The following is an 18,931-nucleotide window of genomic DNA, read 5'->3' on the forward strand; positions in this document are numbered from 1 at the left end:
GCGCGACAGCGACCAAAGTAGCCGGTCTCGGCTACTTCGGGCAGAAGCGGCCGCTCGCGCCGCTCCCTGAGGCTTGCACCATGAAGACGTTGCTGGAAATCGCGGGCTGGGTGGCGCTGGTGCAGGGGGTGGGCGGCGTCGGCAACACCCTGCTCGGCTGGTGGCGGTGGGCGCACGACCTGCTGATCGTCCACCGGCTCGACGTGCTGGCGGGGTACGAGGCGTTCGCCTCGATCGCGCTGGCTGTGCTCGGCCTCGCCCTGCTCGGGACGGCCGACACCCTCAAGAAGGACCGGGCCTCGTGACGGCCTCTCTCCGGCTGCGCCCGCCGCGTCACCGGGCCGATCCGCGCGCGGTGGCGTGGTGGACGGTCCAGACGCTGCTGGCCGCCGTCCCGGTGGCGGGCGCCGCGATCTTGGCGTACTGGCGGTTCACGGACCGGCCCGCCTGGCTGGGCGCACTTCTGGTGGTGTTCGTCCTGCTCTGCGCGGGTTTCGTCTTGGTGGTACCCCGGGTGTACTACCGGACCGGGCGGTGGGAGGCCACCGAGGACGCGGTCTACACCCGTACCGGCCTGCTGACCCGGACCTGGCGGATCGCGCCGATGTCGCGTGTCCAGACGGTGGACACCGTACGCGGGCCGGTGCAGCGCCTGTTCGGCCTCGCGGACGTGACGGTGACGACGGCCTCGGCCGCCGGGCCACTCAAGATCGAGGGGCTCGACGAGAAGCTCGCCGCCGAGCTGGCCGAACGCCTGACCGCGATCACACAGAGCACCCCCGGAGACGCGACATGATCCCCGACATCGAGGAGACCGCCACGGAGGAGGACGCCGCCTGGCGGTCGCCGCACCCGCGCGTGGTGGTCGCCGCCGCCGTCTTCTCCCTCGCCGTCGCGGTCCCCGCCGCGATCGCCCTGGCGCGGTTCCTGGTCGGCAAGGGCGTCGCCCTGGACAGGGGCGTCGCCGCCGCGGCGGCCGCGGCTCTCCTCGTCGTCGGCGCGGCCGCGGTCTACGAGACCGCCCGCAGGCGCGCCACCCGGTACCGCCTGACCGGCCGGCGCCTGGAGCTGCACAGCGGCATCTGGACCAAGGAGTACCGCGCCGTCCCGCGTGAGCGCGTGCGCAGCGTGGACGTCACCGCCGATCCCGTACGGCGGGTGCTCGGCCTGGCCGTGGTGAAGGTGGGCACGGGGGAGAAGGACGCCTCGGGCGGGCCGGTCGAGCTCACCCTCGACGCGCTCGCGGTCGCCGAGGCCGAGGCGCTGCGCGGCATCCTGCTGGGCGGGTGCGCGGAGCGGCCGGACGACGGGCCGCTCGCCGAGCTGCGCTGGTCGTGGATCAGGTACGCCCCGCTGACCGTGTGGACGTTCGTCGGCGGGGGACTGGCTCTCGGCGGGCTGTACAAGCTGTTCGACACGCTGGGATTCGAACCCGCGAAGTGGGAGGCCGCCGTGCGGGCCTGGGAGTGGATCACCGCCACCCCGTGGATCACCGTGCCGCTCCTCCTGGCGGCCAACGCGCTCCTCGGGTTCGCGGGGGCGGCCGTCCTGTACGCCGAGTCGTGGGGACGGTACCGCCTGGAGCGCCGGCCGGGCGTCCTGCGGCTCCGCCGCGGCCTGCTCACCACCCGCTCTCTCACGCTGGAGGAGCGGCGGCTGCGCGGGGTGGCGGTGACGGAGCCGCTGCTGCTGCGGCTCGGTGGCGGGGCCAGGGTCACCGCGGTCACGACGGGGCTGCGGAAGGCCGAGGAGAACGTGACCGAGGAGGTCGCCGCGCTGACGCCGCCGCTGCCCGCCCGTGAGGCCCGCCGGATCGCCTCCGCGGTGCTGGGGGAGGAGCTCGACCCGGCCGGGCTGCGCGGCCATCCGCGCGCGGCCCGCGGCCGGCGGGTGCGCCGGGCGCTGGTCGCCGCGGCGGCGCTCGCGGCCGCGCTGGGCGTGCTGGACGCGTGGACCGCGTGGGTGCCCGCCTGGGCCTGGGCGCTGCCGGTGCTGGCCGTACCGGCCGGGTGGGCGCTCGCGGCCGAGGGCTACCGCTCGTTGGGACATGGCCTGACCCGGCGGTATCTGGTCACCCGCACGGGCGCGGTCCGGCGCAGGACGGTCGCCCTGGACCGCTCCGGGATCATCGGCCTGACGATCAGCGAGTCGCTGTTCCAGCGACGGGCCGGCCTGGTGACCCTGTCGGCCACGACCGCGGCCGGCGAGGGCCGGTACGACGTGCTCGACGTGGGGCGGGACGAGGGGCTCCGGCTGGCCCGCCACGCGGTGCCGGGCCTGCTGGAGCCGTTCGTCGAGGAGAGCGGCTGACCGCTCAGGCGGTGGCGTCGCCCGGCGTCGACGGCGTGAGGACGCGCGGATCGTCCGCGTCGCGCTCGCCCGTCGCCTCGTCGGCGGCGTCGCCGACGGGGAGCGGGTCGCGGGTGCGCATGAGGAAGACGATGCGCAGTGTGCCGATCCAGACCAGGCTCGCGCCGAGCACGTGCAGCAGCACCAGCAGGGCCGGGATGGCCAGGAAGTACTGCACGTAGCCGATCACGCCCTGCGCGAGCTCGATGCCGAACAGCGCGAGCGCGGCCCGGCGGACCCGGGCGGGGGAGTCGGTCAGGTGGAGCGCGAACAGCAGCGCGAAGGTGAGGCCGACGACGATCCACACGACGTCGGCGTGCAGCCGGGCCACCGTCTCGATGTCGAAGCCGAACCGCGAGGCGGCCTCGTCGCCCGAGTGCGGCCCCGTCCCGGTGACGACGACGCCCGCGACGAGCAGCACGCCGACCGCGCCGAGCAGCACGTAGCCGAGGGTGCGGATGTCGCGGTGGACGACCCGCCGCGGCGGCGCGTCGCCCTCCCCGGCCCGCGCGAACAGCGCGTACGCGGCGACGATCATGGCGATCGACAGCAGGAAGTGGACGCTCACCGTGACCGGGTTGAGCATCGTGCGCACGACCAGGCCGCCCCACAGCCCCTGGGCGAGCACGCCGGCCGGCTGGAGCCACGCGAGCCACACCAGGTCGCGGCGGCCCCTGCCCCCGGACTCCTCGCGGACCAGCCGGACGGCGGCGAGCACGCAGGCGACGCCGACGGCGAGGACGAGGAAGGTCAGCAGCCGGTTGCCGAACTCGATCGCCATGTTGAGCGCCGAGTGCCCGTCGTGCTGCGCCGGGACGAAGCTGTCCGGCGTGCATTTCGGCCAGGTCGGGCAGCCGAGGCCCGACTTGGACACCCGCACGCCGGCCCCGGTGACCGTGATACCGGCGTTGACGACGATGCTGGCGAGCGCCCATCGCCGCAGCGAGGCCGCTGTGGGCAGCCAGTACGACCGGTGGAAACCGCGGATCTGGGCGGAGAGGCTGGTCACGCTCAAATGGTAGGCGGCGGTGGGGGTGGTCCCGCCTTCGCCCCATTCGGAGGGAGATCGGGGGGTATTGCCAGGGGGCAATAAAATATGACACATTACAGGCCGCCGAGAAGGAGGTGGCGTGCGTGCCCGACGTCGTGGTGATCGGGGCGGGGATGGTCGGCGCGGCCTGCGCCTACTACGCCGCCCGCGAAGGCCTGAGCGTCACCGTGGTGGACCGGGCGTCGGTCGCGGGAGGTGCCACGGGATCGGGGGAGGGCAACGTCCTCGTCTCCGACAAGGAGCCGGGCCCCGAGTTGGACCTCGCGGTGCTGTCCTGCCACCTCTGGACCGAGCTGGCCGCCGAGGCCGGTGAGCCGTGCGGCTTCGAGCACGAGCCCAAGGGCGGGCTGGTCGTCGCCGAGAGCGACGAAGTGCTGCGCGCCCTCACAGAGCTGGCCGGACGGCAGGAGAAGAGCGGCGTGGCGACCCACCGGGTGACCGCGGACGAGCTGGGGGGTTATGAGCCGCATCTCGCCCCCGGATTCGCCGGCGGGGTCTTCTACCCCCAGGACGCCCAGGTGCAGCCCATGCTCGCCGCGGCGCGCCTGGTGCGGCGGTGGCCGGGCGTCGAGCTCCGCACCGGGACCGAGGTGACCGGCCTGCTCACGGAGCGCGGCCGGGTCACCGGCGTACGCACCGGCGCGGGCGACATCCCGGCCGGGGCCGTGGTCAACGCGGCGGGCGTCTGGGCCGGGGAGGCCGCCGCGCTCGCGGGCGTCGAGCTCCCGATCATGCCGCGCCGCGGGTTCATCCTGGTCACCGAGCCGCTGACCGCCCGGGCGGACGGGCGCCCGTTGGTCCGGCACAAGGTCTACACGGCCGCGTACGTCACGAACGTCGCCAGCGACTCCGAAGGGCTGGAGACCTCCGCCGTGGTGGAGGCGACCCAGGCCGGCACCGTGCTGATCGGGGCCAGCCGCGAGCGCGTCGGCTTCGACCGGACCGTGTCCCTGCCCGTGCTCGCGCGGCTGGCCCGGCAGGCGGTGGGCCTGTTCCCGGCGCTCGCCGATGTGCGGGCGATCCGGGCCTACTGCGGGTTCCGGCCTTACTGCCCCGACCACCTGCCGGTCATCGGGGCCGATCCGCGGGTATCCGGGCTCTACCACGCGTGCGGCCACGAGGGCGCGGGCATCGGCCTCGCCCCGGTGACCGGCCTGCTCATCGCGCGGCTCCTCACGGGAGCGGTCCCGGAGCTCGACCTCGCTCCCTTCCGCCCCGACCGCTTCACCGGGGCCGCGGCGTGAGCGCGTACGGCGTACGGCGCGGCGGGCCGCGCCGGAGAACACGTGGACGAGGGAGGGCGGCATGACGGGAGCCTCGCCGTACCGGCTGGTGGGCGCGCGGCCGGAGCCGGAGTTCGAGATGCGGGTGGACGGGCGGCCGGTGCCGGTGGTGCCGGGCCAGACCGTGGGCGCGGCGCTGCACGCGGCCGGGATCCGGACCTGGCGGACAACCCGCTTCGACGGGCGGCGGCGCGGCCTGTTCTGCGGGATCGGCGTCTGTTTCGACTGCCTGGTCACCGTCAACGGCGAGGAGAACCTGCGGGCCTGCCTGACCGAGGCCCGCCCCGGCGACGAGGTGACCACGTCATGACCAGGAGCGAAGTGGCGTACGACCTGGCCATCGTGGGCGCGGGACCCGCGGGCCTGGCGGCGGCGGGTGTGGCGGCGCGGGCGGGCCTGCGCGTGGCGCTCCTGGACGCCGGGACGCGGGTCGGCGGCCAGTACTTCCGCCAGCCGCCCGATGGGTTCCATGCCACCCGGCCTGGGGCGCTCCATCACGGCTACGCCAGGTTTGTACGGCTTCGTGACGGGCTCGGCGACACCGACGTCCTGCTCGGCCACCGGGTGTGGGCGGTCGAGCCGGCCGCGAGCGGCGGCTTCGCCGTCCACTGCCTGAAAGGCGGGCGGGAGCGGGCCGCGACCGTCGCCGCGACGCGGCTGCTGATCGCGACCGGCGCGCACGACCGCGTCCTGCCGTTCCCCGGCTGGGACCTGCCCGGGGTGATGACGGCGGGCGGCGCGCAGGCGCTGCTCAAGGGCAACCTCGTCGTCGCCGGACGCCGCGTCGTGGTCGCCGGCACCGGGCCGTTCCTGCTGCCCGTCGCCACCTCGCTGGCCGCGGCGGGGGCGCGGGTCGTCGGGGTCTTCGAGGCGGGCGGCCGGTTCACGCTCGCGCCCCGGGCCCTCACCCGGCCGGGCAAGGCCGCCGAGGCCCTCGGGTACGGCCGGCTCCTGGCCCGGCACCGCGTGCCGTACAAGGGGGGCCGCGCGGTGGTGGCCGCGCACGGCGACGGCGAGCTGACCCACGTGACGGTCGCCAGGGTGGACGCCGAATGGCGGCCGTACCAGGGCGGTCACGAGACGATTCGGTGCGACACCCTCGCGGTCGGCTACGGCTTCACGCCCCAGCTCGACCTCGTCGCGCAGCTCGGCTGCGAGATCGGCGCGGACGCGGCGGGCGTCCCGGCGGCGCGGGTGGACCGGCACATGCGCACCAGCGTCCCCGGCGTGTACGCGGCGGGCGAGACCACCGGCGTGGGCGGCGCGGACCTGGCCGCGCTGGAAGGGGAGATCGCGGGCCGCGCCGTCGTGGCCGACGCGCGCGGCGTCCCGGCGGCGGCGCACCCGGCGGCCGTCCGGACCGAGGCGCGGAGGCGGCGGCTGGCCGCGTTCGCGGACGCGCTGCTGCGCGCCTACCCGGTGCGGGATGGCTGGACCTCCTGGCTGCGCGACGACACGCTGATCTGCCGCTGCGAGGAGGTGCCGTACGGCCGGGTCAAGGAGGCCCGCGACCTCGGCGCCGCCGACGCGCGCTCCATCAAGCTGCTGGCCCGGCCCGGGATGGGCTGGTGCCAGGGACGGATCTGCGGCGAGGCCGTGGCCCGCCTCGCGGGTGAGGCCCTGGGGCCGCCCCGGCGGCCGATCGCCCAGCCCGTACGACTCGGCGATCTCGCCGCCATGAATGAGAGGACATCGGATGACGACGCGTGAAAAGCCCTGGCATGGGGTCATGGTGGCCACCGCGCTGCCGCTGCGTGACGACCTGAGCGTCGACTACGACGCGTACGGCGAGCACTGCCGGTGGCTGGTGGACAGCGGGTGCGACGGCGTGGTGCCCAACGGCTCACTCGGGGAGTACCAGACGCTGACTCCCGAGGAGCGGGCCCGGGTCGTGGAGACCGCGGTGGAGGCCGTGGGCGGCGACCGGGTCATGCCGGGCATCGCCGCCTACGGGGCGCTGGAGGCGCGCCGGTGGGCCGAGCAGGCCCGCGAGGCGGGCTGCGGCGCCGTGATGCTGCTGCCGCCGAACGCCTACCGGGCCGACGAACCGGCCGTGGTGGCGCACTATCGCGAGGTCGCGCGGGCCGGGCTGCCGATCGTGGGCTACAACAACCCGATCGACACCAAGGTGGACCTCACGCCCCGGCTGCTCGCCACGCTGCACGCCGAGGGGCTCATCGTGGGCGTCAAGGAGTTCACCGGAGACGTCCGGCGGGTGTACGAGCTCGCCGAGCTCGCCCCCGGGCTGGACGTGCTGATCGGCTCCGACGATGTGCTGCTGGAGGTGGCCCTCGCGGGTGCGGTCGGCTGGATCGCGGGCTACCCGAACGCGCTGCCCGTCTCGTCCGTCGCGCTCTACCGCGCGGCGATCGCCCGTGACCTGGACACCGCGCTCCCGCTCTACCGGTCCCTGCACGCGCTGCTGCGCTGGGACTCCAAGATCGAGTTCGTCCAGGCGATCAAGCTCTCCATGGACATCGCGGGTCGCCCCGGCGGCCCGTGCCGTCCGCCCCGCGGGCCGCTGACGGCCGAGCAGGAGGCCACCGTGCGCGCCGTGACCGAGAAGGCGCTCGCCGAGGGGCTCCGCTAGTGGAGCGCCGTACGGCGGGAGTGCGGGCGCGATGAGGACGAAACGGGTCTTCCACGCGGTGGACTCCCACACCGAGGGGATGCCGACCCGGGTGATCACCGGGGGTGTCGGCGTGATCCCGGGCGCGACCATGGCCGAGCGCCGTGAGCACTTCATGGCGCATCTCGACCACGTACGCACCCTGCTGATGTACGAGCCGCGCGGGCACTCGGCGATGAGCGGCGCGATCCTGCAGCCGCCCACCCGGGCCGACGCCGACTTCGGCGTGCTCTACATCGAGGTGTCCGGCTGCCTGCCGATGTGCGGGCACGGCACCATCGGCGTCGCCACCGTCCTCGTGGAGACGGGGATGGTGGAGGTGACCGAGCCGGTGACCGTGATCCGGCTCGACACCCCGGCCGGGCTGGTCGTCGCCGAGGTGCGGGTCGAGGACGGCGCGGCGGTGGCGGTGACCATCACCAACGTGCCGTCGTTCAGCGTCGCGCTCGACCGCGCGGTGCGGGTGCCCGGCTTCGGCGAGGTGCGCTACGACCTCGCCTACGGCGGCAACTTCTACGCCATCCTGCCCATCGAGTCGGTCGGGCTGCCGTTCGAGCGCGCGCGCAAGCAGGAGATCCTCGACGCGGGGCTCGCGTTGATGGCCGCGATCAACGAGGCGGACGAGCCGGTCCATCCGGAGGATCCGGGGATCCGCGGCTGCCACCACGTCCAGTTCGTCGCGCCGGGGTCGGACGCCCGGCACTCCCGGCACGCGATGGCGATCCATCCCGGCTGGTTCGACCGCTCGCCGTGTGGCACCGGCACGAGCGCGCGGATGGCCCAGCTCCACGCCCGGGGAGAGCTGGGCCTGGACACCGACTTCGTCAACGAGTCGTTCATCGGCACCCGTTTCGTCGGCCGCCTGGTGGCCGAGACGTCCGCCGGGGGTCTGACCGCGGTGGTCCCCACGATCACCGGCCGGGCCTGGGTGACCGGGACCGCGCAGTACTTCCTCGACCCCCGCGACCCCTTCCCGTCCGGGTTCCTGCTTTAGGTCGTGGCCCCTTCCCCTCGCGGTCCACCGCGAGGGGTTTTGGGCTGCCCTCCTCTTTCTCGGCGCTTTCCCCGCGGGCCTCGTCCGCCGGTGCGACGTGCCGGCGGCGGTGCGACCACGGCCCGCTAACGGTCTGGTATCAGACCTTGACCCGATCTTCCGTGGGACTGCAATGTCACATTCCACATATGGCAAGAGGAGGCGCGGATGCGCAAGTTCTATAGCACGGCCCTCGTGGGTGTCATGGCGTCGGCGGCCCTGCTGACCGCGGGGTGCGGGCAGGGACTGCTCGCCGGCGACACCGGCTCCGACGAGAAGAAGAACGAGCCGATCGTGCTCGGCATGCTGATCCCGCAGTCGGGCAGCGAGGCCGCGATCGGCCCCTATATGAGCAATGCCGCCCAGCTCGCGGTGGACGAGATCAACGCCAAGGGCGGCGTCCTCGGCCGCACCCTGGAGCTGAAGACCGCCGACGACGCGTGCGACCCGCAGAGCGCGGCGGCCGGGGCGAACAAGCTGGTCACAGCGGGCATCCACGTCTCGATCGGCGGGTACTGCTCGGGCGCGACCCTCCCCACGCTGCCGATCTTCGCCAAGGCCGGCATCCCGATGATCATCCCGGCGGCGAACTCGCAGGATCTGGTCGACCAGAAGCTCAAGAACGTCTTCCTGATCAACGGCACCGGTGCGCAGCAGGCCGGGGCGGCCGCCGCGTGGATGGCCAAGGACGGCGCCACCAAGGTCGCCCTCATGCACGACAACACCAGCTACTCCAAGGACATCGCGCTGCGCACCCAGGCCCTGGTCGACGAGCCGGGCGGGCCGGAGACCGCGATCCTGGAGGCGGTCACGCCCAAGGAAAGCGACTACAGCGCCAACATCACCAAGGTGCTGGCCAAGAAGCCCGACTACGTCTACTGGACCGGCTACTTCCAGGAGGGCGGCCTGATCGCCCGGCAGCTCCGCCAGGCCGGGTACACGGGCAAGATCATGGTCGGCGACGGCTCGGTCTCGCCGAAGCTGATCGAGATCGCCGGTCCCGAGGCCGCCGCCGGCCTGTACGCGACCATGACCCAGACGCCGGACACGCTCAAGGGCGCCGAGAACTGGATCGCCGACTACAAGAAGAAGTTCGGCACGGACCCGGGCCCGTACTCCAACCAGGCCTACGACGCGGTACGGCTCGCCGCCGAGGCGGTCACCAAGGCGGGCGGCACCGACGGGGAGAAGATCATCTCGGCGCTGGAGGCGATCGACGGCTTCCCGATGTTCTCCGGGCCGCTGAAGTTCACCCCCGAGCACACGCTGAGCACCGGTGGCTTCCAGATCCTCGTCGTCAAGGACGGCGCGTTCGCCCTCCAGGACGCTCTCCAGTAACCCCCAGGGAATCCTGAAATGTCACAACTGGTCTGGAACGGGCTCTTCGTCGGGTCGTTCTACGCGCTCGTGGCGCTGGGCTACAGCATGGTCTACGGGATCATCAAGCTGCTCAACTTCGCCCACGGCGACCTGTACATGCTCGGCGCGTTCGTCGGCTTCGCCGTTCTCGGCGCGGCCGGCGGCGTGTCCGCCGCGATGGCACTGCCGGTGCTGCTGCTCGTCCTCGTGCTCACCATGGGCGTCACCGGCCTGGCCGGGGTGGTGCTCGAACGGGTCGCCTACCGGCGGCTCCGCGGCGCCCCCCGGCTCTCACTGCTGATCACCGCGGTCGGCGCGTCCTTCGCCCTCGAATACGGCATGCGCGCCGGCGCGGGCGCCGACCCGCGCGTGTACCCGGTGCGGCTCAGCGGCACCACGCTGGAGGTCCTGGGCGCGCGGGTCACGCTCCAGCAGCTCACCCTGGTGGCCGTGGCCGTCATCCTCATGATCGGTCTCAACCTGCTCGTCAACCGCTCCCGCGAGGGACGCGCCATGCGGGCCGTCGCGCTCGACCCCAGGGCCGCCGCGCTCATGGGCATCGACGTGGACGCCATCATCTCCCGGACCTTCTTCCTCGGCTCCGCTCTGGCCGGAGCGGCCGGGGTCATGGCCGGGGCGCACTACGGAAAGATCGACTTCATGATGGGCTTCCTGATCGGCCTCAAGGCGTTCACGGCGGCCGTCATCGGCGGCATCGGCAACATCCCCGGCACCATGCTCGGCGGGCTGCTCCTCGGCCTGCTCGAATCGTTCGGCACCTTCTGGCTGGGCGGCGAGTGGCGGGACGTCTTCGCCTTCGGCGTGCTCATCCTGTTCCTGACCGTGCGGCCGACCGGCCTGCTCGGCGAACGCGTCACGGAGCGGGTGTGACCGGGCCGGGCGGGGGCGCGCCCCCCGCTGAGGCCACCTCCGAGGCTGCGCCGGCGCCCAGCGGCGGCCGTCGCGGGGCCGGCCCGCGCTCGATCGCGTCCCGGCTGATGGAGAACCGGTGGGCCGGGCTGGCCGGGCTCGCGGTCGCGCTGCTCGCGCCGTTCGTCAACGCCTCGCCGTACGCGCTGTCGGTGATGACCAGCGCCGCGATCTTCGTGATGCTGGCCGCCGGGCTCAACATCGTCGTCGGCTACTGCGGCCTGCTCGACCTCGGGTACATCGCCTTCTTCGCGGTCGGCGCGTACACCAGCGGCGTGCTGTCCACCCGCCTCGGTCTGCCGCTGGTCGCCACCCTGCCCGCAGTCCTGGTGGTCACCGTGATCGCCGGGCTGGTGATCGGCGCGCCGACGCTGCGGCTGCGCAGCGACTACCTCGCGATCGTGACGCTCGGCTTCGGCGAGATCATCCGTGTCACCGCGACCAACCTCGACGTCACCGGAGGTCCCTCGGGGATCTACGGCATCCCCGGGCTGACCGAGGGGCCGGTGTCCTTCTACTACCTGACCGTGCTGGTCGTCGCGGTCGCGGTGATCGGCGCCGCCCGGCTGGGCCGCTCCCGCCTGGGCCGGGCGTGGCGGTTCGTCCGCGAGGACGAGGACGCCGCGGAGGCCATGGGCGTCCACACCTACAAGGTCAAGATGGCCGCCTACGTCGTCGGCGCGGTCTGGGGCGGCCTGGCCGGGGTCCTGTTCGCCGCGCATCTGTCGGCGGTCTCCCCGGGCAGCTTCACGTTCCTGCAGTCCGCGCTGGTGCTGATGGCGGTCGTGCTCGGCGGCATGGGTTCCATCAGGGGCGTCGTCGTCGGGGCAGTGATCGTCAGCCTCCTGCCCGAACTGCTGCGCGACCTGGCCGATTACCGGTACGTCGCCTTCGGCGTCCTGCTGATCATCGTGATGCTGGTGCGGCCGCAGGGTCTGTGGCCGGCCCGGCCCAAGGAGGTCGCCAAGTGAACGCCCCGCTGCTCTCCGTCGAGGGCCTGCGGCTCGCCTTCGGCGGCGTGGTCGCCATCGACGGGCTCACCTTCGCCGTCGGCGAGGCCGAGATCGTCTCGGTGATCGGCCCCAACGGCGCGGGCAAGACGTCCGCGTTCAACTGCGTGACCGGCTTCTACCGGCCCACCGCGGGATCCGTGCGGCTGCGCGGGCGCGACATCACCGGCCTGCGCCCCTCGGCGGTGGCCGCGCTCGGCGTCGCCCGCACGTTCCAGAACCTGCGGCTGTTCGGGGAGATGTCCGTCCTCGACAACGTCCGCGCCGGGACCCACCTGCGGAGCAGGCAGAACGTCCTCGACGCGCTGCTGCACACCCCGCGCTACCGCAGGAGCGAGCGGGAGAGCACCGAGCAGGCCCACCACTGGCTCGACTTCGCCGGGTTGCGCGGCGACCGGTACGGCCCCGCCCGGGCCCTGCCGTACGGCGAGCAGCGCCGGGTGGAGATCGCCAGGGCGCTCGCCCGCCGCCCCGACCTGCTGCTGCTCGACGAGCCCGCCGCCGGGCTCAACCACACCGAGAAGGCCGAGATGCTCGACCTGATCCGCCGCATCCGCGAGCAGGGCGTCGCGATCGTCCTGATCGAGCACGACATGGGGTTGGTGATGGACGTCTCACAGCGCGTGGTCGTGCTCAACTTCGGGCGGGAGATCGCCGACGGGCCCCCGGACGAGGTGCGGCGCGACCCCCAGGTCGTCGAGGCGTACCTCGGCCGGGACGCCGACGAGGCCGAGATCGAGCAGGCCAGGGCGAGCGTGGCGGGAGGACGCGATGGCGGCGCTTGAGATCGACGGGCTGGACGTCCACTACGGCGGCGTCCACGCGCTGCGCGGGTTGTCGCTGACGGTCGGGGAGGGCGAGGTCGTCGCCCTGCTCGGCAACAACGGCGCGGGCAAGACGACGACCCTGTCGGCGGTGTCGGGGCTGGTGCGGCCCAGCGCGGGCCGGATCACCTACGAGGGCCGCGACATCATCGGCGCCAAGGCGAGCGCGATCGTCCGGCTCGGGCTGGTCCACGTCCCCGAGGGCCGGCGGGTGTTCAGCACCCTCAGCGTCCACGACAACCTCCTGCTCGGCGGGTACGCGGTGCGCGACCAGGCCGAGGTCAAGCGGCGGATCGACCGCGTGTACGGCCTGCTGCCCCGCCTGGCCGAGCGCGCCGGCCAGCAGGGCGGCACCCTCTCCGGCGGCGAGCAGCAGATGCTCGCCATCGGTCGCGCGCTGGTCACCGGGCCCCGGCTGCTGCTGCTCGACGAGCCGTCCATGGGCCTCGCCCCGCTCGTGGTCGCCGCGGTCATGGACGTGATCAGGGAGATCAACGCGGAGGGGACGGCGGTGCTGCTGGTCGAGCAGAACGCCAGGGCCGCCCTGAAGATCGCACACCGCGGCTACGTGATCGAGAACGGGGCGTGCGTCCTGACGGGAACCGCCGCCGACCTGCGCGACGACGCGCGGGTCGCCGAGGCGTATCTGGGAGGAACCGCGAGATGAGAGCTGTGTACGACGTCCGCACGGTCGACTACCACACCGCGGGCGAGCCGTTCCGGATCGTCGTCTCGGGGGCGCCGCCGATCCCCGGCGCGACGGTGCTCGACCGCAGGACGGCCGCGTCCGCGCCCGAGGTGGACGCCGTGCGGCGGCTGCTCTGCCACGAGCCGCGCGGCCACGCCGACATGTACGGCTGCTTCCTCGTCCCGCCAGACGACTCGTCCGCCGGTTCCGCGCCGGCCGACCTCGGCGTGCTCTTCTGGCACAAGGACGGCTACTCCACCGCGTGCGGCCACGGCACCATCGCGCTCGGCGCGTACGCCGTGGAGTACGGCCTGGTCCCGGCCGCCGAGGACGGCGAGACGACCGTCGAGATCGACGTGCCGTCGGGCCGCGTGCAGGCCCGGGTGCGCCGCGCGGGCGGCGTGGTCGAGGCGGTGACGTTCCGGAACGTGCCGTCCTACGCCGTCGCCAGGGACGTGCCCGCCTGCGGCGTCACGGTGGACGTCGCGTACGGCGGCGCGATCTACGCCTCCGCGCCGGCCGCCGCGTTCGGCCTCGCGGTGACCCCCGAGGACCTGCCCGGCCTGATCGCCGCCGGCCGGTCGGTCAAGGCCGCCCTGGAGGGGCACTCGGCGGCGCGGCACCCCACCGACGACCGGCTCTCCGGGATCTACGGTGTGATCTTCTACGACGATCTCGGGTCCGAGGGTGACCGGCACCACCAGCGCAACGTCACCGTCTTCGCGGACGGCGAGGTCGACCGGTCGCCCTGCGGGTCGGGCACCGCCGCCCGGCTGGCGTCGCTCGCGGAGGGCCGTCCCGATCCCCGGGCGGTCACCCTCCGGCACGAGGGAATCGCGGGCGGCGTGTTCCTGGCGAGCGTGGCCGCCGTGACCGAGGAGGCGGGACGCCCGGCGATCGTCCCGGAGATCGAGGGCACCGCGTTCCGGACCGGAGAGCACCGGTTCGTCCTCGACCCCCGCGACCCGCTCGGCCCCGGGTTCACCCTCCGATGAGATCCCGGCACGCCCGAGGGCAGCGGGAGAGCGAGACGGCGGCGAAATGAGGAGAAAACCCGGATGAACGGCCTGCCCCACCTGGACGGCGACACGATCGACCGGCTCGTGCCTCCCGGCCGGGCCGTGGAAGCCCTGGAGGAGGCGCTGCGCGGCGGACTCGACCCCGAGCAGGCCCCGCCGCGCCCGGTGGTCGACGTCCCGGCGGGGCAGTTCCTCCTCATGCCGGCCTCCTCCGGGCCGTACGCGGGCGTGAAGGTGGCCACGGTGGCCCCGGGCAACCCGGCGCGCGGGCTGCCTCGGATCCAGGCCCTCTACCTGCTGCTCGACGGCGCCACGCTCACCCCGCTCGCCACGATGGACGGCACCGCGCTGACCACGTTGCGCACCCCCGCCGTCTCGGCGCTCGCCGTACGGCGGCTCGCGCCGCCGGACGCCCGCTCGCTCGTCGTGTTCGGCTCCGGACCGCAGGCGTGGGGGCACGTGACGGCCCTGCGCGGGGTGCGCCCGGTGGAGGAGGTCACCGTGGTGGCCCGCGACCCGGAGCGCGCGGCCGGGCTGGCGCGGCGGTGCGCCGCCGCCGGGCTGACCGCCCGCTCCCATCCGGCGTCCGATCCCGCCTGGCGGCGGGCGGTCGAGGAGGCCGACCTGGTCGCCTGCTGCACCACCGCGCGGACGCCGCTGTTCCCCGGCGGCCTGGTGCGCGACCGCGCGGTCGTGGTCGCCGTCGGCTCGCACGAGCCGGACGCGCGCGAACTGGACGACGACCTCGTCGCCCGCTCCGTCGTCGTCGTGGAGGCCCGTACGGCGGCCCTGGCGGAGGCGGGTGACCTGGTCGTCCCGTTGCGGGCCGGTAGGATCACGGCTGACCACCTCGCCGGAAACCTCGCCGACCTCGTCGCCGGCCGGGTGGCGCCCGGGCCGGGCCCCGCCGTCTTCAAGAGCGTGGGCATGGCCTGGCAGGACCTGGCGGTCGCCTCCGCGGCGTATGACGCGTGGACCGCCCGTGGGGAGATCTCCGGTGAGCACGAAAGAGGGTTATGACATGGCGCCTTCGGCCGCGGACGGGCTCGGCCTGCCGTTGGTGGGCGAGCGGCAGAGCCTGCGCGAGCAGGTGGCGCAGGCGCTGCGGGACGCCCTCGTCGCGGGTGAGATGCGGCCGGGCGTGGTCTACTCGGCGCCGGTGCTCGCCGCCCAGTTCGGCGTCTCCGCGACCCCCGTGCGCGAGGCGATGCTCGACCTGGCCAAGGAGGGCCTGGTCGAGGCGGTGCGCAACAAGGGTTTCCGGGTGACCGAGATGACCGACCGCGACCTCGACGAGATCACCGAGGTCCGCCAGCTCATCGAGGTCCCGACCGTGGCCCGGCTGGCCGGCCGCCGCCCGGCCGCCGACTTCGAGGCGCTGCGGCCGGTCGCCGAGGAGATCGTCGCGGCGGCCCGGCGCGGTGACCTGATCGCCTACGTCAACGCCGACCTGCGCTTCCACCTGGGGCTGCTGAGCCTCTCCGGCAACACCCACCTCGTCGAGGTGATCCGCGACCTGCGTGGGCGGGCCCGCCTGTACGGCCTGCGCGGCCTGGCCGAGCGCGGCATACTGATCGACTCGGCCCGCGAGCACGTCGCCATCGTGGACGCCCTGGTCCGCGGCGACGCCGGGGCGGCGGAGCGCGTCATGAGCCACCACATCCAGCACGTACGCGGCATCTGGGCGGACAAACCGGAAAGCAGGCCCGAGACCCGGCCGGCCCCGGAAGAGCCGGAGGCGTAGGCGCCCCAGGGCGCCCCAGGGGGCTCAGGGGCGGCTCAGCCGGAGCGGGTCGCGCCGATCGAGGCGGCGACCACGCAGCCGATCGCCGCCCACTCGCGGGCCTGCAGGAGCTCCCCGAGCAGGAGGAGGCCGACCAGCGCGGCGACGGCGGGTTCGAGGCTCATGAGGATGCCGAAGACCCGCTTCGGCATCCTTCGCAGGGCCTCCAGCTCGATCGTGTACGGGATGACCGAGGAGAGCAGCCCGACCCCGGCTCCCAGGAGAAGGATCTCCGGACGCAGCAGGTCGGCGCCGCCGGAGGCCACCCCGACGGGGGCGACGGCGATCGTGGCGACGACCATGGCGAGCGCGAGCCCGCTCGACCCCGGGAACCGGGCGCCGGTGGCGGCCGACAGCACGATGTAGGCGGCCCACAGGGCGCCCGCGAGCGCGGCGAATCCGATGCCCACCCAGTTGGCGCCGCCCGCCTGGCCCCACGGGGCGAGCAGGACCACCCCGGCGGCGGCCAGCGCGACCCACACCAGGTCGAGCCGCCGCCGCGACGCCACGACGGCCACGGTGAGCGGCCCGATGAACTCGATCGTGACCGCGATGCCCATGGGCAGCCGGGCCAGCGCCTCGTAGAAGGACAGGTTCATGAGGCCGAGGCTGAGCCCGAAGGCCACGCCGACGGCGAGGTCGCGCCGGGTGAGCCCCTTCAGCCGGGGCCGGGCGACGGGCACGAGGATGACCGCGCCGATCGCGATGCGCAGGAACACCACGGCGGTCGGTGGCAGCTCGGCGAAGAGGTTCTTGGCCAGCCCGGCCCCGACCTGCACCGACAGGACCGCGAGTAGCACCAGCCCCGGCGGCGGGATCGAGTCCGACGCCGCCCGCAGCAGCGCGCCCGGGCGCATCCCGCCGCGCCCCATACGGAACGGTCCGATCCGGTACGGCTCCGCCGCCCCCCCACGGGTTCAGCCGTCATCCGGCCGCCACCTCCCAAAACGTCCGCCGTACGCCTCTCGAAGACGGCGCCGGCCACTCGACCCGAGCGTCAGAACCTATCGCCCCGGCCCAGGTCGCACCGCACCGAGGTGGGCCCGGCGGGCGTCATTCCCAGCGGAAGGTGCGGGAGGCCACCGCGAGCGTGACCACGGCCCATGCCAGCAGCACGAGCACCGGACCGGCCGGGAAGCCGCCGCCGGAGGCGAGCACCGAGCGCATCCCGTTCGTCAGCGCGGTGATCGGCAGCAGCTCAAGGATCGGGCGTACCCCTTCGGGGAACCTGGCGACGGGGAACACGACGCCGCCCAGCCCCAGCAGGACGAGGTAGACGAGGTTGGCCGCGGCGAGCGTGGCCTCGGCCCGGAGCGTGCCCGCGATCAGCAGGCCCAGGCCGCTGAAGGCGGCTGTGCCGAGCACGATCAGCAGCGCGATCCAGAGCGGGTTTCCGTGCGGGGACCAGCCCATGGCCAGCGCGACCGCGGAGATCACCGCGACCTGGATGACCTCCACGCCCAGCACGGCCGCGGTCTTGGCGAGCAGCAGGCCGGGCCGGGACAGCGGGGAGGCCCCGAGCCGCTTGAGTACGCCGTAGCGCCGTTCGAACCCGGTGGCGATGGCCTGGCCGGTGAACGCGGTGGACATGACGGCGAGCGCGAGGACGCCGGGCGTGACGAAGTCGACCCGGGCCCCGGACACGTTGATCAGCGGTGCCCGCGAGAACCCGACGAGCAGCAGCACGGGGATGATCAGGGTGAGCAGCAGCTGCTCGCCGTTGCGGAGCATGGCGCGCATCTCCGCCCCCGCCTGCGCCAGCACCATCCGCGGCAGCGGGGCGGCCCCGGGCCGGGGGGCGAAGTCGAGCGTCGTGGTCATCGCAGCTCCCGGCCGGTGAGTTCGAGGAAGACGTCTTCGAGGGTGCGCCGCTCGATGCTGAGGTCCTCGGCCGTGACCCCTTCGCTGGCGCACCAGGCGGTGACCGTGGCGAGCAGGCCGGGTGCGACCTGCCCCTCGATGATGTAGTGCCCGGCGGGCGACTCCTTGGCGGCGCTCCCCTCGGGGAGGGCGCTGAGCAGCTCGTCGAGGTTCAGCCCCGGGCGGGCCCGGAACCGGAGCTGGCGCTCGGCGCCGGTCAGCGTGGCGGGGGTCCCGGCGGCGACGACCCGTCCGTGGTCGATGATGATCACCTGGTCGGCGAGCTTCTCCGCCTCGTCCATGAAGTGCGTGGTGAGGACGACCGAGACCCCGGCCTCGCGCAGGCCGGTGACCACGTCCCAGCAGGCGTATCTGGCCTGGGGGTCGAGGCCCGCCGTGGGCTCGTCGAGGAAGACCAGCTCGGGCCGCCCCACGATCGCCCCGGCCAGTGACAGCCGCTGCTGCTGCCCGCCGGACAGCCGCCGGTACGGCGTGCGCGCGTGCTCGGTGAGGCCGAGCCGGTCCAGCAGTGCGGCGGGGTCGAGCGGGTGGGCGTGGAACCGGGCCATGAGGCGCAGCCACTCGCCGGCGCGCATCGCGGGCGGCACGCCACCGGACTGGAGCATCACGCCGACCCGGGCCCTGAGCGACCGGTCGGACGGAGGGAGGCCCAGCACGCGCACCTCACCGCCGTCGGCGTGGCGGAAGCCCTCGCAGATCTCGATGGTGGACGTCTTCCCCGCCCCGTTGGGGCCGAGGATCGCGGTCACCCGGCCGCGCGCGCAGGACAGCGTCAGGCCGTCGACCGCGGTGGTGCGGCCGTAACGCTTGACCAGGTCGCGCACCTCGACCGCGGGCGTGCCGTCGGCGCCCGCCGCGGGTCGCGTGTTCGCGGCGTCCGGCATCATGGTTCTCCTGCCTGCCGTCCGCACCATGGCAGACGCGGGGGCTCGCAGCCGGAAGTCCGCACGCTCCCGGCCTCCCCCCAGCCAGATGGGACACACTTCTTGACGAGACGAGTCTAGGGAGGCGGCGGGGTGCCCGGGCCGCCGGAGCCCTGATCGCGCGCGGCGTCGGGCGTCGCCGCGACGCCGGGCAAGTGTGTTAGGTAAG

General features: G+C 73.9%; 20 protein-coding genes. 16 read left to right on the forward strand and 4 right to left on the reverse strand.

All coding sequences use genetic code 11. The features are described 5' to 3' along the window. The first annotated feature begins 80 nt into the window (after positions 1 to 80). From ACQP1V_RS14875 to ACQP1V_RS14885, 3 genes are read left to right on the forward strand one after another with little or no spacing between them, the layout of a single operon-like run. Positions 81 to 305: a hypothetical protein gene (locus ACQP1V_RS14875; RefSeq protein ID WP_433423106.1), complete on the forward strand. Its 225-nt coding sequence runs from the start codon at positions 81 to 83 to the stop codon at positions 303 to 305. Continuing rightward, positions 302 to 796: a PH domain-containing protein gene (locus tag ACQP1V_RS14880; protein ID WP_433423109.1), complete on the forward strand. Its 495-nt coding sequence runs from the start codon at positions 302 to 304 to the stop codon at positions 794 to 796. The genes ACQP1V_RS14875 and ACQP1V_RS14880 overlap by 4 nt, the downstream gene beginning before the upstream one ends. Then, positions 793 to 2,310, forward strand: coding sequence for a PH domain-containing protein (locus ACQP1V_RS14885; protein ID WP_433423111.1), 1,518 nt, complete (start codon positions 793 to 795; stop codon positions 2,308 to 2,310). The genes ACQP1V_RS14880 and ACQP1V_RS14885 overlap by 4 nt, the downstream gene beginning before the upstream one ends. A 4-nt stretch (positions 2,311 to 2,314) precedes the next feature. Here the strand turns inward: ACQP1V_RS14885 and ACQP1V_RS14890 are convergent, their stop codons facing one another. Further along, complete coding sequence (locus ACQP1V_RS14890; protein WP_433423114.1) at positions 2,315 to 3,358, reverse strand: COX15/CtaA family protein; 1,044 nt, start codon at positions 3,356 to 3,358, stop codon at positions 2,315 to 2,317. Between the two features lie 125 nt (positions 3,359 to 3,483). Here ACQP1V_RS14890 and ACQP1V_RS14895 point away from each other — a divergent pair, with 125 nt between their 5' ends. The 13 genes from ACQP1V_RS14895 to ACQP1V_RS14955 all read left to right on the forward strand — a co-directional run bounded on the left by ACQP1V_RS14895 (position 3,484) and on the right by ACQP1V_RS14955 (position 15,919). Then, entirely contained in the window at positions 3,484 to 4,644 is a 1,161-nt protein-coding gene (locus ACQP1V_RS14895) for an NAD(P)/FAD-dependent oxidoreductase (protein ID WP_433423117.1), read from the forward strand. Between the two features lie 61 nt (positions 4,645 to 4,705). Continuing rightward, positions 4,706 to 4,993, forward strand: coding sequence for a (2Fe-2S)-binding protein (locus ACQP1V_RS14900; RefSeq protein ID WP_387416601.1), 288 nt, complete (start codon positions 4,706 to 4,708; stop codon positions 4,991 to 4,993). Next, entirely contained in the window at positions 4,990 to 6,393 is a 1,404-nt protein-coding gene (locus ACQP1V_RS14905) for an FAD-dependent oxidoreductase (protein WP_433423120.1), read from the forward strand. The genes ACQP1V_RS14900 and ACQP1V_RS14905 overlap by 4 nt, the downstream gene beginning before the upstream one ends. After that, positions 6,380 to 7,273 carry a dihydrodipicolinate synthase family protein gene (locus ACQP1V_RS14910; RefSeq protein WP_387416603.1) on the forward strand — a complete coding sequence of 298 codons (894 nt, stop codon included), beginning with the start codon at positions 6,380 to 6,382 and terminating at the stop codon, positions 7,271 to 7,273. The genes ACQP1V_RS14905 and ACQP1V_RS14910 overlap by 14 nt, the downstream gene beginning before the upstream one ends. A 31-nt stretch (positions 7,274 to 7,304) precedes the next feature. Continuing rightward, positions 7,305 to 8,306, forward strand: coding sequence for a proline racemase family protein (locus tag ACQP1V_RS14915; protein WP_387416604.1), 1,002 nt, complete (start codon positions 7,305 to 7,307; stop codon positions 8,304 to 8,306). 207 nt (positions 8,307 to 8,513) lie between these two features. Next, positions 8,514 to 9,683: a branched-chain amino acid ABC transporter substrate-binding protein gene (locus ACQP1V_RS14920; protein WP_387416605.1), complete on the forward strand. Its 1,170-nt coding sequence runs from the start codon at positions 8,514 to 8,516 to the stop codon at positions 9,681 to 9,683. An 18-nt stretch (positions 9,684 to 9,701) separates the two neighbouring features. Beyond that, positions 9,702 to 10,595 (forward strand): branched-chain amino acid ABC transporter permease, encoded by an 894-nt coding sequence (locus ACQP1V_RS14925; protein ID WP_067141862.1) that lies wholly within the window; start codon positions 9,702 to 9,704, stop codon positions 10,593 to 10,595. Beyond that, entirely contained in the window at positions 10,592 to 11,605 is a 1,014-nt protein-coding gene (locus ACQP1V_RS14930; protein WP_433423125.1) for a branched-chain amino acid ABC transporter permease, read from the forward strand. Before ACQP1V_RS14925 ends, ACQP1V_RS14930 begins: the two co-directional genes overlap by 4 nt. Continuing rightward, entirely contained in the window at positions 11,602 to 12,429 is an 828-nt protein-coding gene (locus ACQP1V_RS14935; protein ID WP_433423128.1) for an ABC transporter ATP-binding protein, read from the forward strand. The genes ACQP1V_RS14930 and ACQP1V_RS14935 overlap by 4 nt, the downstream gene beginning before the upstream one ends. Further along, positions 12,416 to 13,135 carry an ABC transporter ATP-binding protein gene (locus ACQP1V_RS14940; protein ID WP_387416607.1) on the forward strand — a complete coding sequence of 240 codons (720 nt, stop codon included), beginning with the start codon at positions 12,416 to 12,418 and terminating at the stop codon, positions 13,133 to 13,135. Before ACQP1V_RS14935 ends, ACQP1V_RS14940 begins: the two co-directional genes overlap by 14 nt. Continuing rightward, positions 13,132 to 14,151, forward strand: coding sequence for a proline racemase family protein (locus ACQP1V_RS14945; RefSeq protein WP_433423131.1), 1,020 nt, complete (start codon positions 13,132 to 13,134; stop codon positions 14,149 to 14,151). Before ACQP1V_RS14940 ends, ACQP1V_RS14945 begins: the two co-directional genes overlap by 4 nt. 63 nt (positions 14,152 to 14,214) lie before the next feature. Then, positions 14,215 to 15,195, forward strand: a complete 981-nt coding sequence (locus ACQP1V_RS14950) for an ornithine cyclodeaminase family protein (protein WP_433423134.1) — start codon at positions 14,215 to 14,217, stop codon at positions 15,193 to 15,195. Then, positions 15,173 to 15,919 (forward strand): GntR family transcriptional regulator, encoded by a 747-nt coding sequence (locus ACQP1V_RS14955; RefSeq protein WP_387416610.1) that lies wholly within the window; start codon positions 15,173 to 15,175, stop codon positions 15,917 to 15,919. Before ACQP1V_RS14950 ends, ACQP1V_RS14955 begins: the two co-directional genes overlap by 23 nt. Before the next feature lie 35 nt (positions 15,920 to 15,954). On the opposite strand, the gene ACQP1V_RS14960 is transcribed toward ACQP1V_RS14955, so the two are convergent. The 3 genes from ACQP1V_RS14960 to ACQP1V_RS14970 all read right to left on the reverse strand — a co-directional run bounded on the left by ACQP1V_RS14960 (position 15,955) and on the right by ACQP1V_RS14970 (position 18,723). Continuing rightward, the gene (locus ACQP1V_RS14960) at positions 15,955 to 16,830 is read right to left on the reverse strand and encodes an EamA family transporter (RefSeq protein ID WP_433423136.1); all 876 of its coding nucleotides are present in this window, start codon (positions 16,828 to 16,830) and stop codon (positions 15,955 to 15,957) included. Between the two features lie 181 nt (positions 16,831 to 17,011). Further along, positions 17,012 to 17,779, reverse strand: coding sequence for an ABC transporter permease (locus ACQP1V_RS14965; RefSeq protein ID WP_387416612.1), 768 nt, complete (start codon positions 17,777 to 17,779; stop codon positions 17,012 to 17,014). Next, positions 17,776 to 18,723, reverse strand: a complete 948-nt coding sequence (locus tag ACQP1V_RS14970; protein WP_433423139.1) for an ABC transporter ATP-binding protein — start codon at positions 18,721 to 18,723, stop codon at positions 17,776 to 17,778. The genes ACQP1V_RS14965 and ACQP1V_RS14970 overlap by 4 nt, the downstream gene beginning before the upstream one ends. Positions 18,724 to 18,931: the final 208 nt, after the last annotated feature.

Source organism: Microtetraspora malaysiensis (genome assembly GCF_050947145.1).
Lineage (GTDB): Bacteria > Actinomycetota > Actinomycetes > Streptosporangiales > Streptosporangiaceae > Microtetraspora_A > Microtetraspora_A malaysiensis.

What these genes read in the sequence shown, in the direction of transcription:
- ACQP1V_RS14875 (WP_433423106.1), top strand. Translation starts at nt 81, where the DNA reads ATGAAGACGTTGCTGGAAATCGCGGGCTGGGTGGCGCTGGTGCAGGGG.
- ACQP1V_RS14885 (WP_433423111.1), top strand. Translation starts at nt 793, where the DNA reads ATGATCCCCGACATCGAGGAGACCGCCACGGAGGAGGACGCCGCCTGG.
- ACQP1V_RS14900 (WP_387416601.1), top strand. Translation starts at nt 4,706, where the DNA reads ATGACGGGAGCCTCGCCGTACCGGCTGGTGGGCGCGCGGCCGGAGCCG.
- ACQP1V_RS14905 (WP_433423120.1), top strand. Translation starts at nt 4,990, where the DNA reads ATGACCAGGAGCGAAGTGGCGTACGACCTGGCCATCGTGGGCGCGGGA.
- ACQP1V_RS14910 (WP_387416603.1), top strand. Translation starts at nt 6,380, where the DNA reads ATGACGACGCGTGAAAAGCCCTGGCATGGGGTCATGGTGGCCACCGCG.
- ACQP1V_RS14915 (WP_387416604.1), top strand. Translation starts at nt 7,305, where the DNA reads ATGAGGACGAAACGGGTCTTCCACGCGGTGGACTCCCACACCGAGGGG.
- ACQP1V_RS14920 (WP_387416605.1), top strand. Translation starts at nt 8,514, where the DNA reads ATGCGCAAGTTCTATAGCACGGCCCTCGTGGGTGTCATGGCGTCGGCG.
- ACQP1V_RS14925 (WP_067141862.1), top strand. Translation starts at nt 9,702, where the DNA reads ATGTCACAACTGGTCTGGAACGGGCTCTTCGTCGGGTCGTTCTACGCG.
- ACQP1V_RS14940 (WP_387416607.1), top strand. Translation starts at nt 12,416, where the DNA reads ATGGCGGCGCTTGAGATCGACGGGCTGGACGTCCACTACGGCGGCGTC.
- ACQP1V_RS14945 (WP_433423131.1), top strand. Translation starts at nt 13,132, where the DNA reads ATGAGAGCTGTGTACGACGTCCGCACGGTCGACTACCACACCGCGGGC.
- ACQP1V_RS14950 (WP_433423134.1), top strand. Translation starts at nt 14,215, where the DNA reads ATGAACGGCCTGCCCCACCTGGACGGCGACACGATCGACCGGCTCGTG.
- ACQP1V_RS14960 (WP_433423136.1), bottom strand. Translation starts at nt 16,830, where the DNA reads ATGGGGCGCGGCGGGATGCGCCCGGGCGCGCTGCTGCGGGCGGCGTCG.
- ACQP1V_RS14965 (WP_387416612.1), bottom strand. Translation starts at nt 17,779, where the DNA reads ATGACCACGACGCTCGACTTCGCCCCCCGGCCCGGGGCCGCCCCGCTG.
- ACQP1V_RS14970 (WP_433423139.1), bottom strand. Translation starts at nt 18,723, where the DNA reads ATGCCGGACGCCGCGAACACGCGACCCGCGGCGGGCGCCGACGGCACG.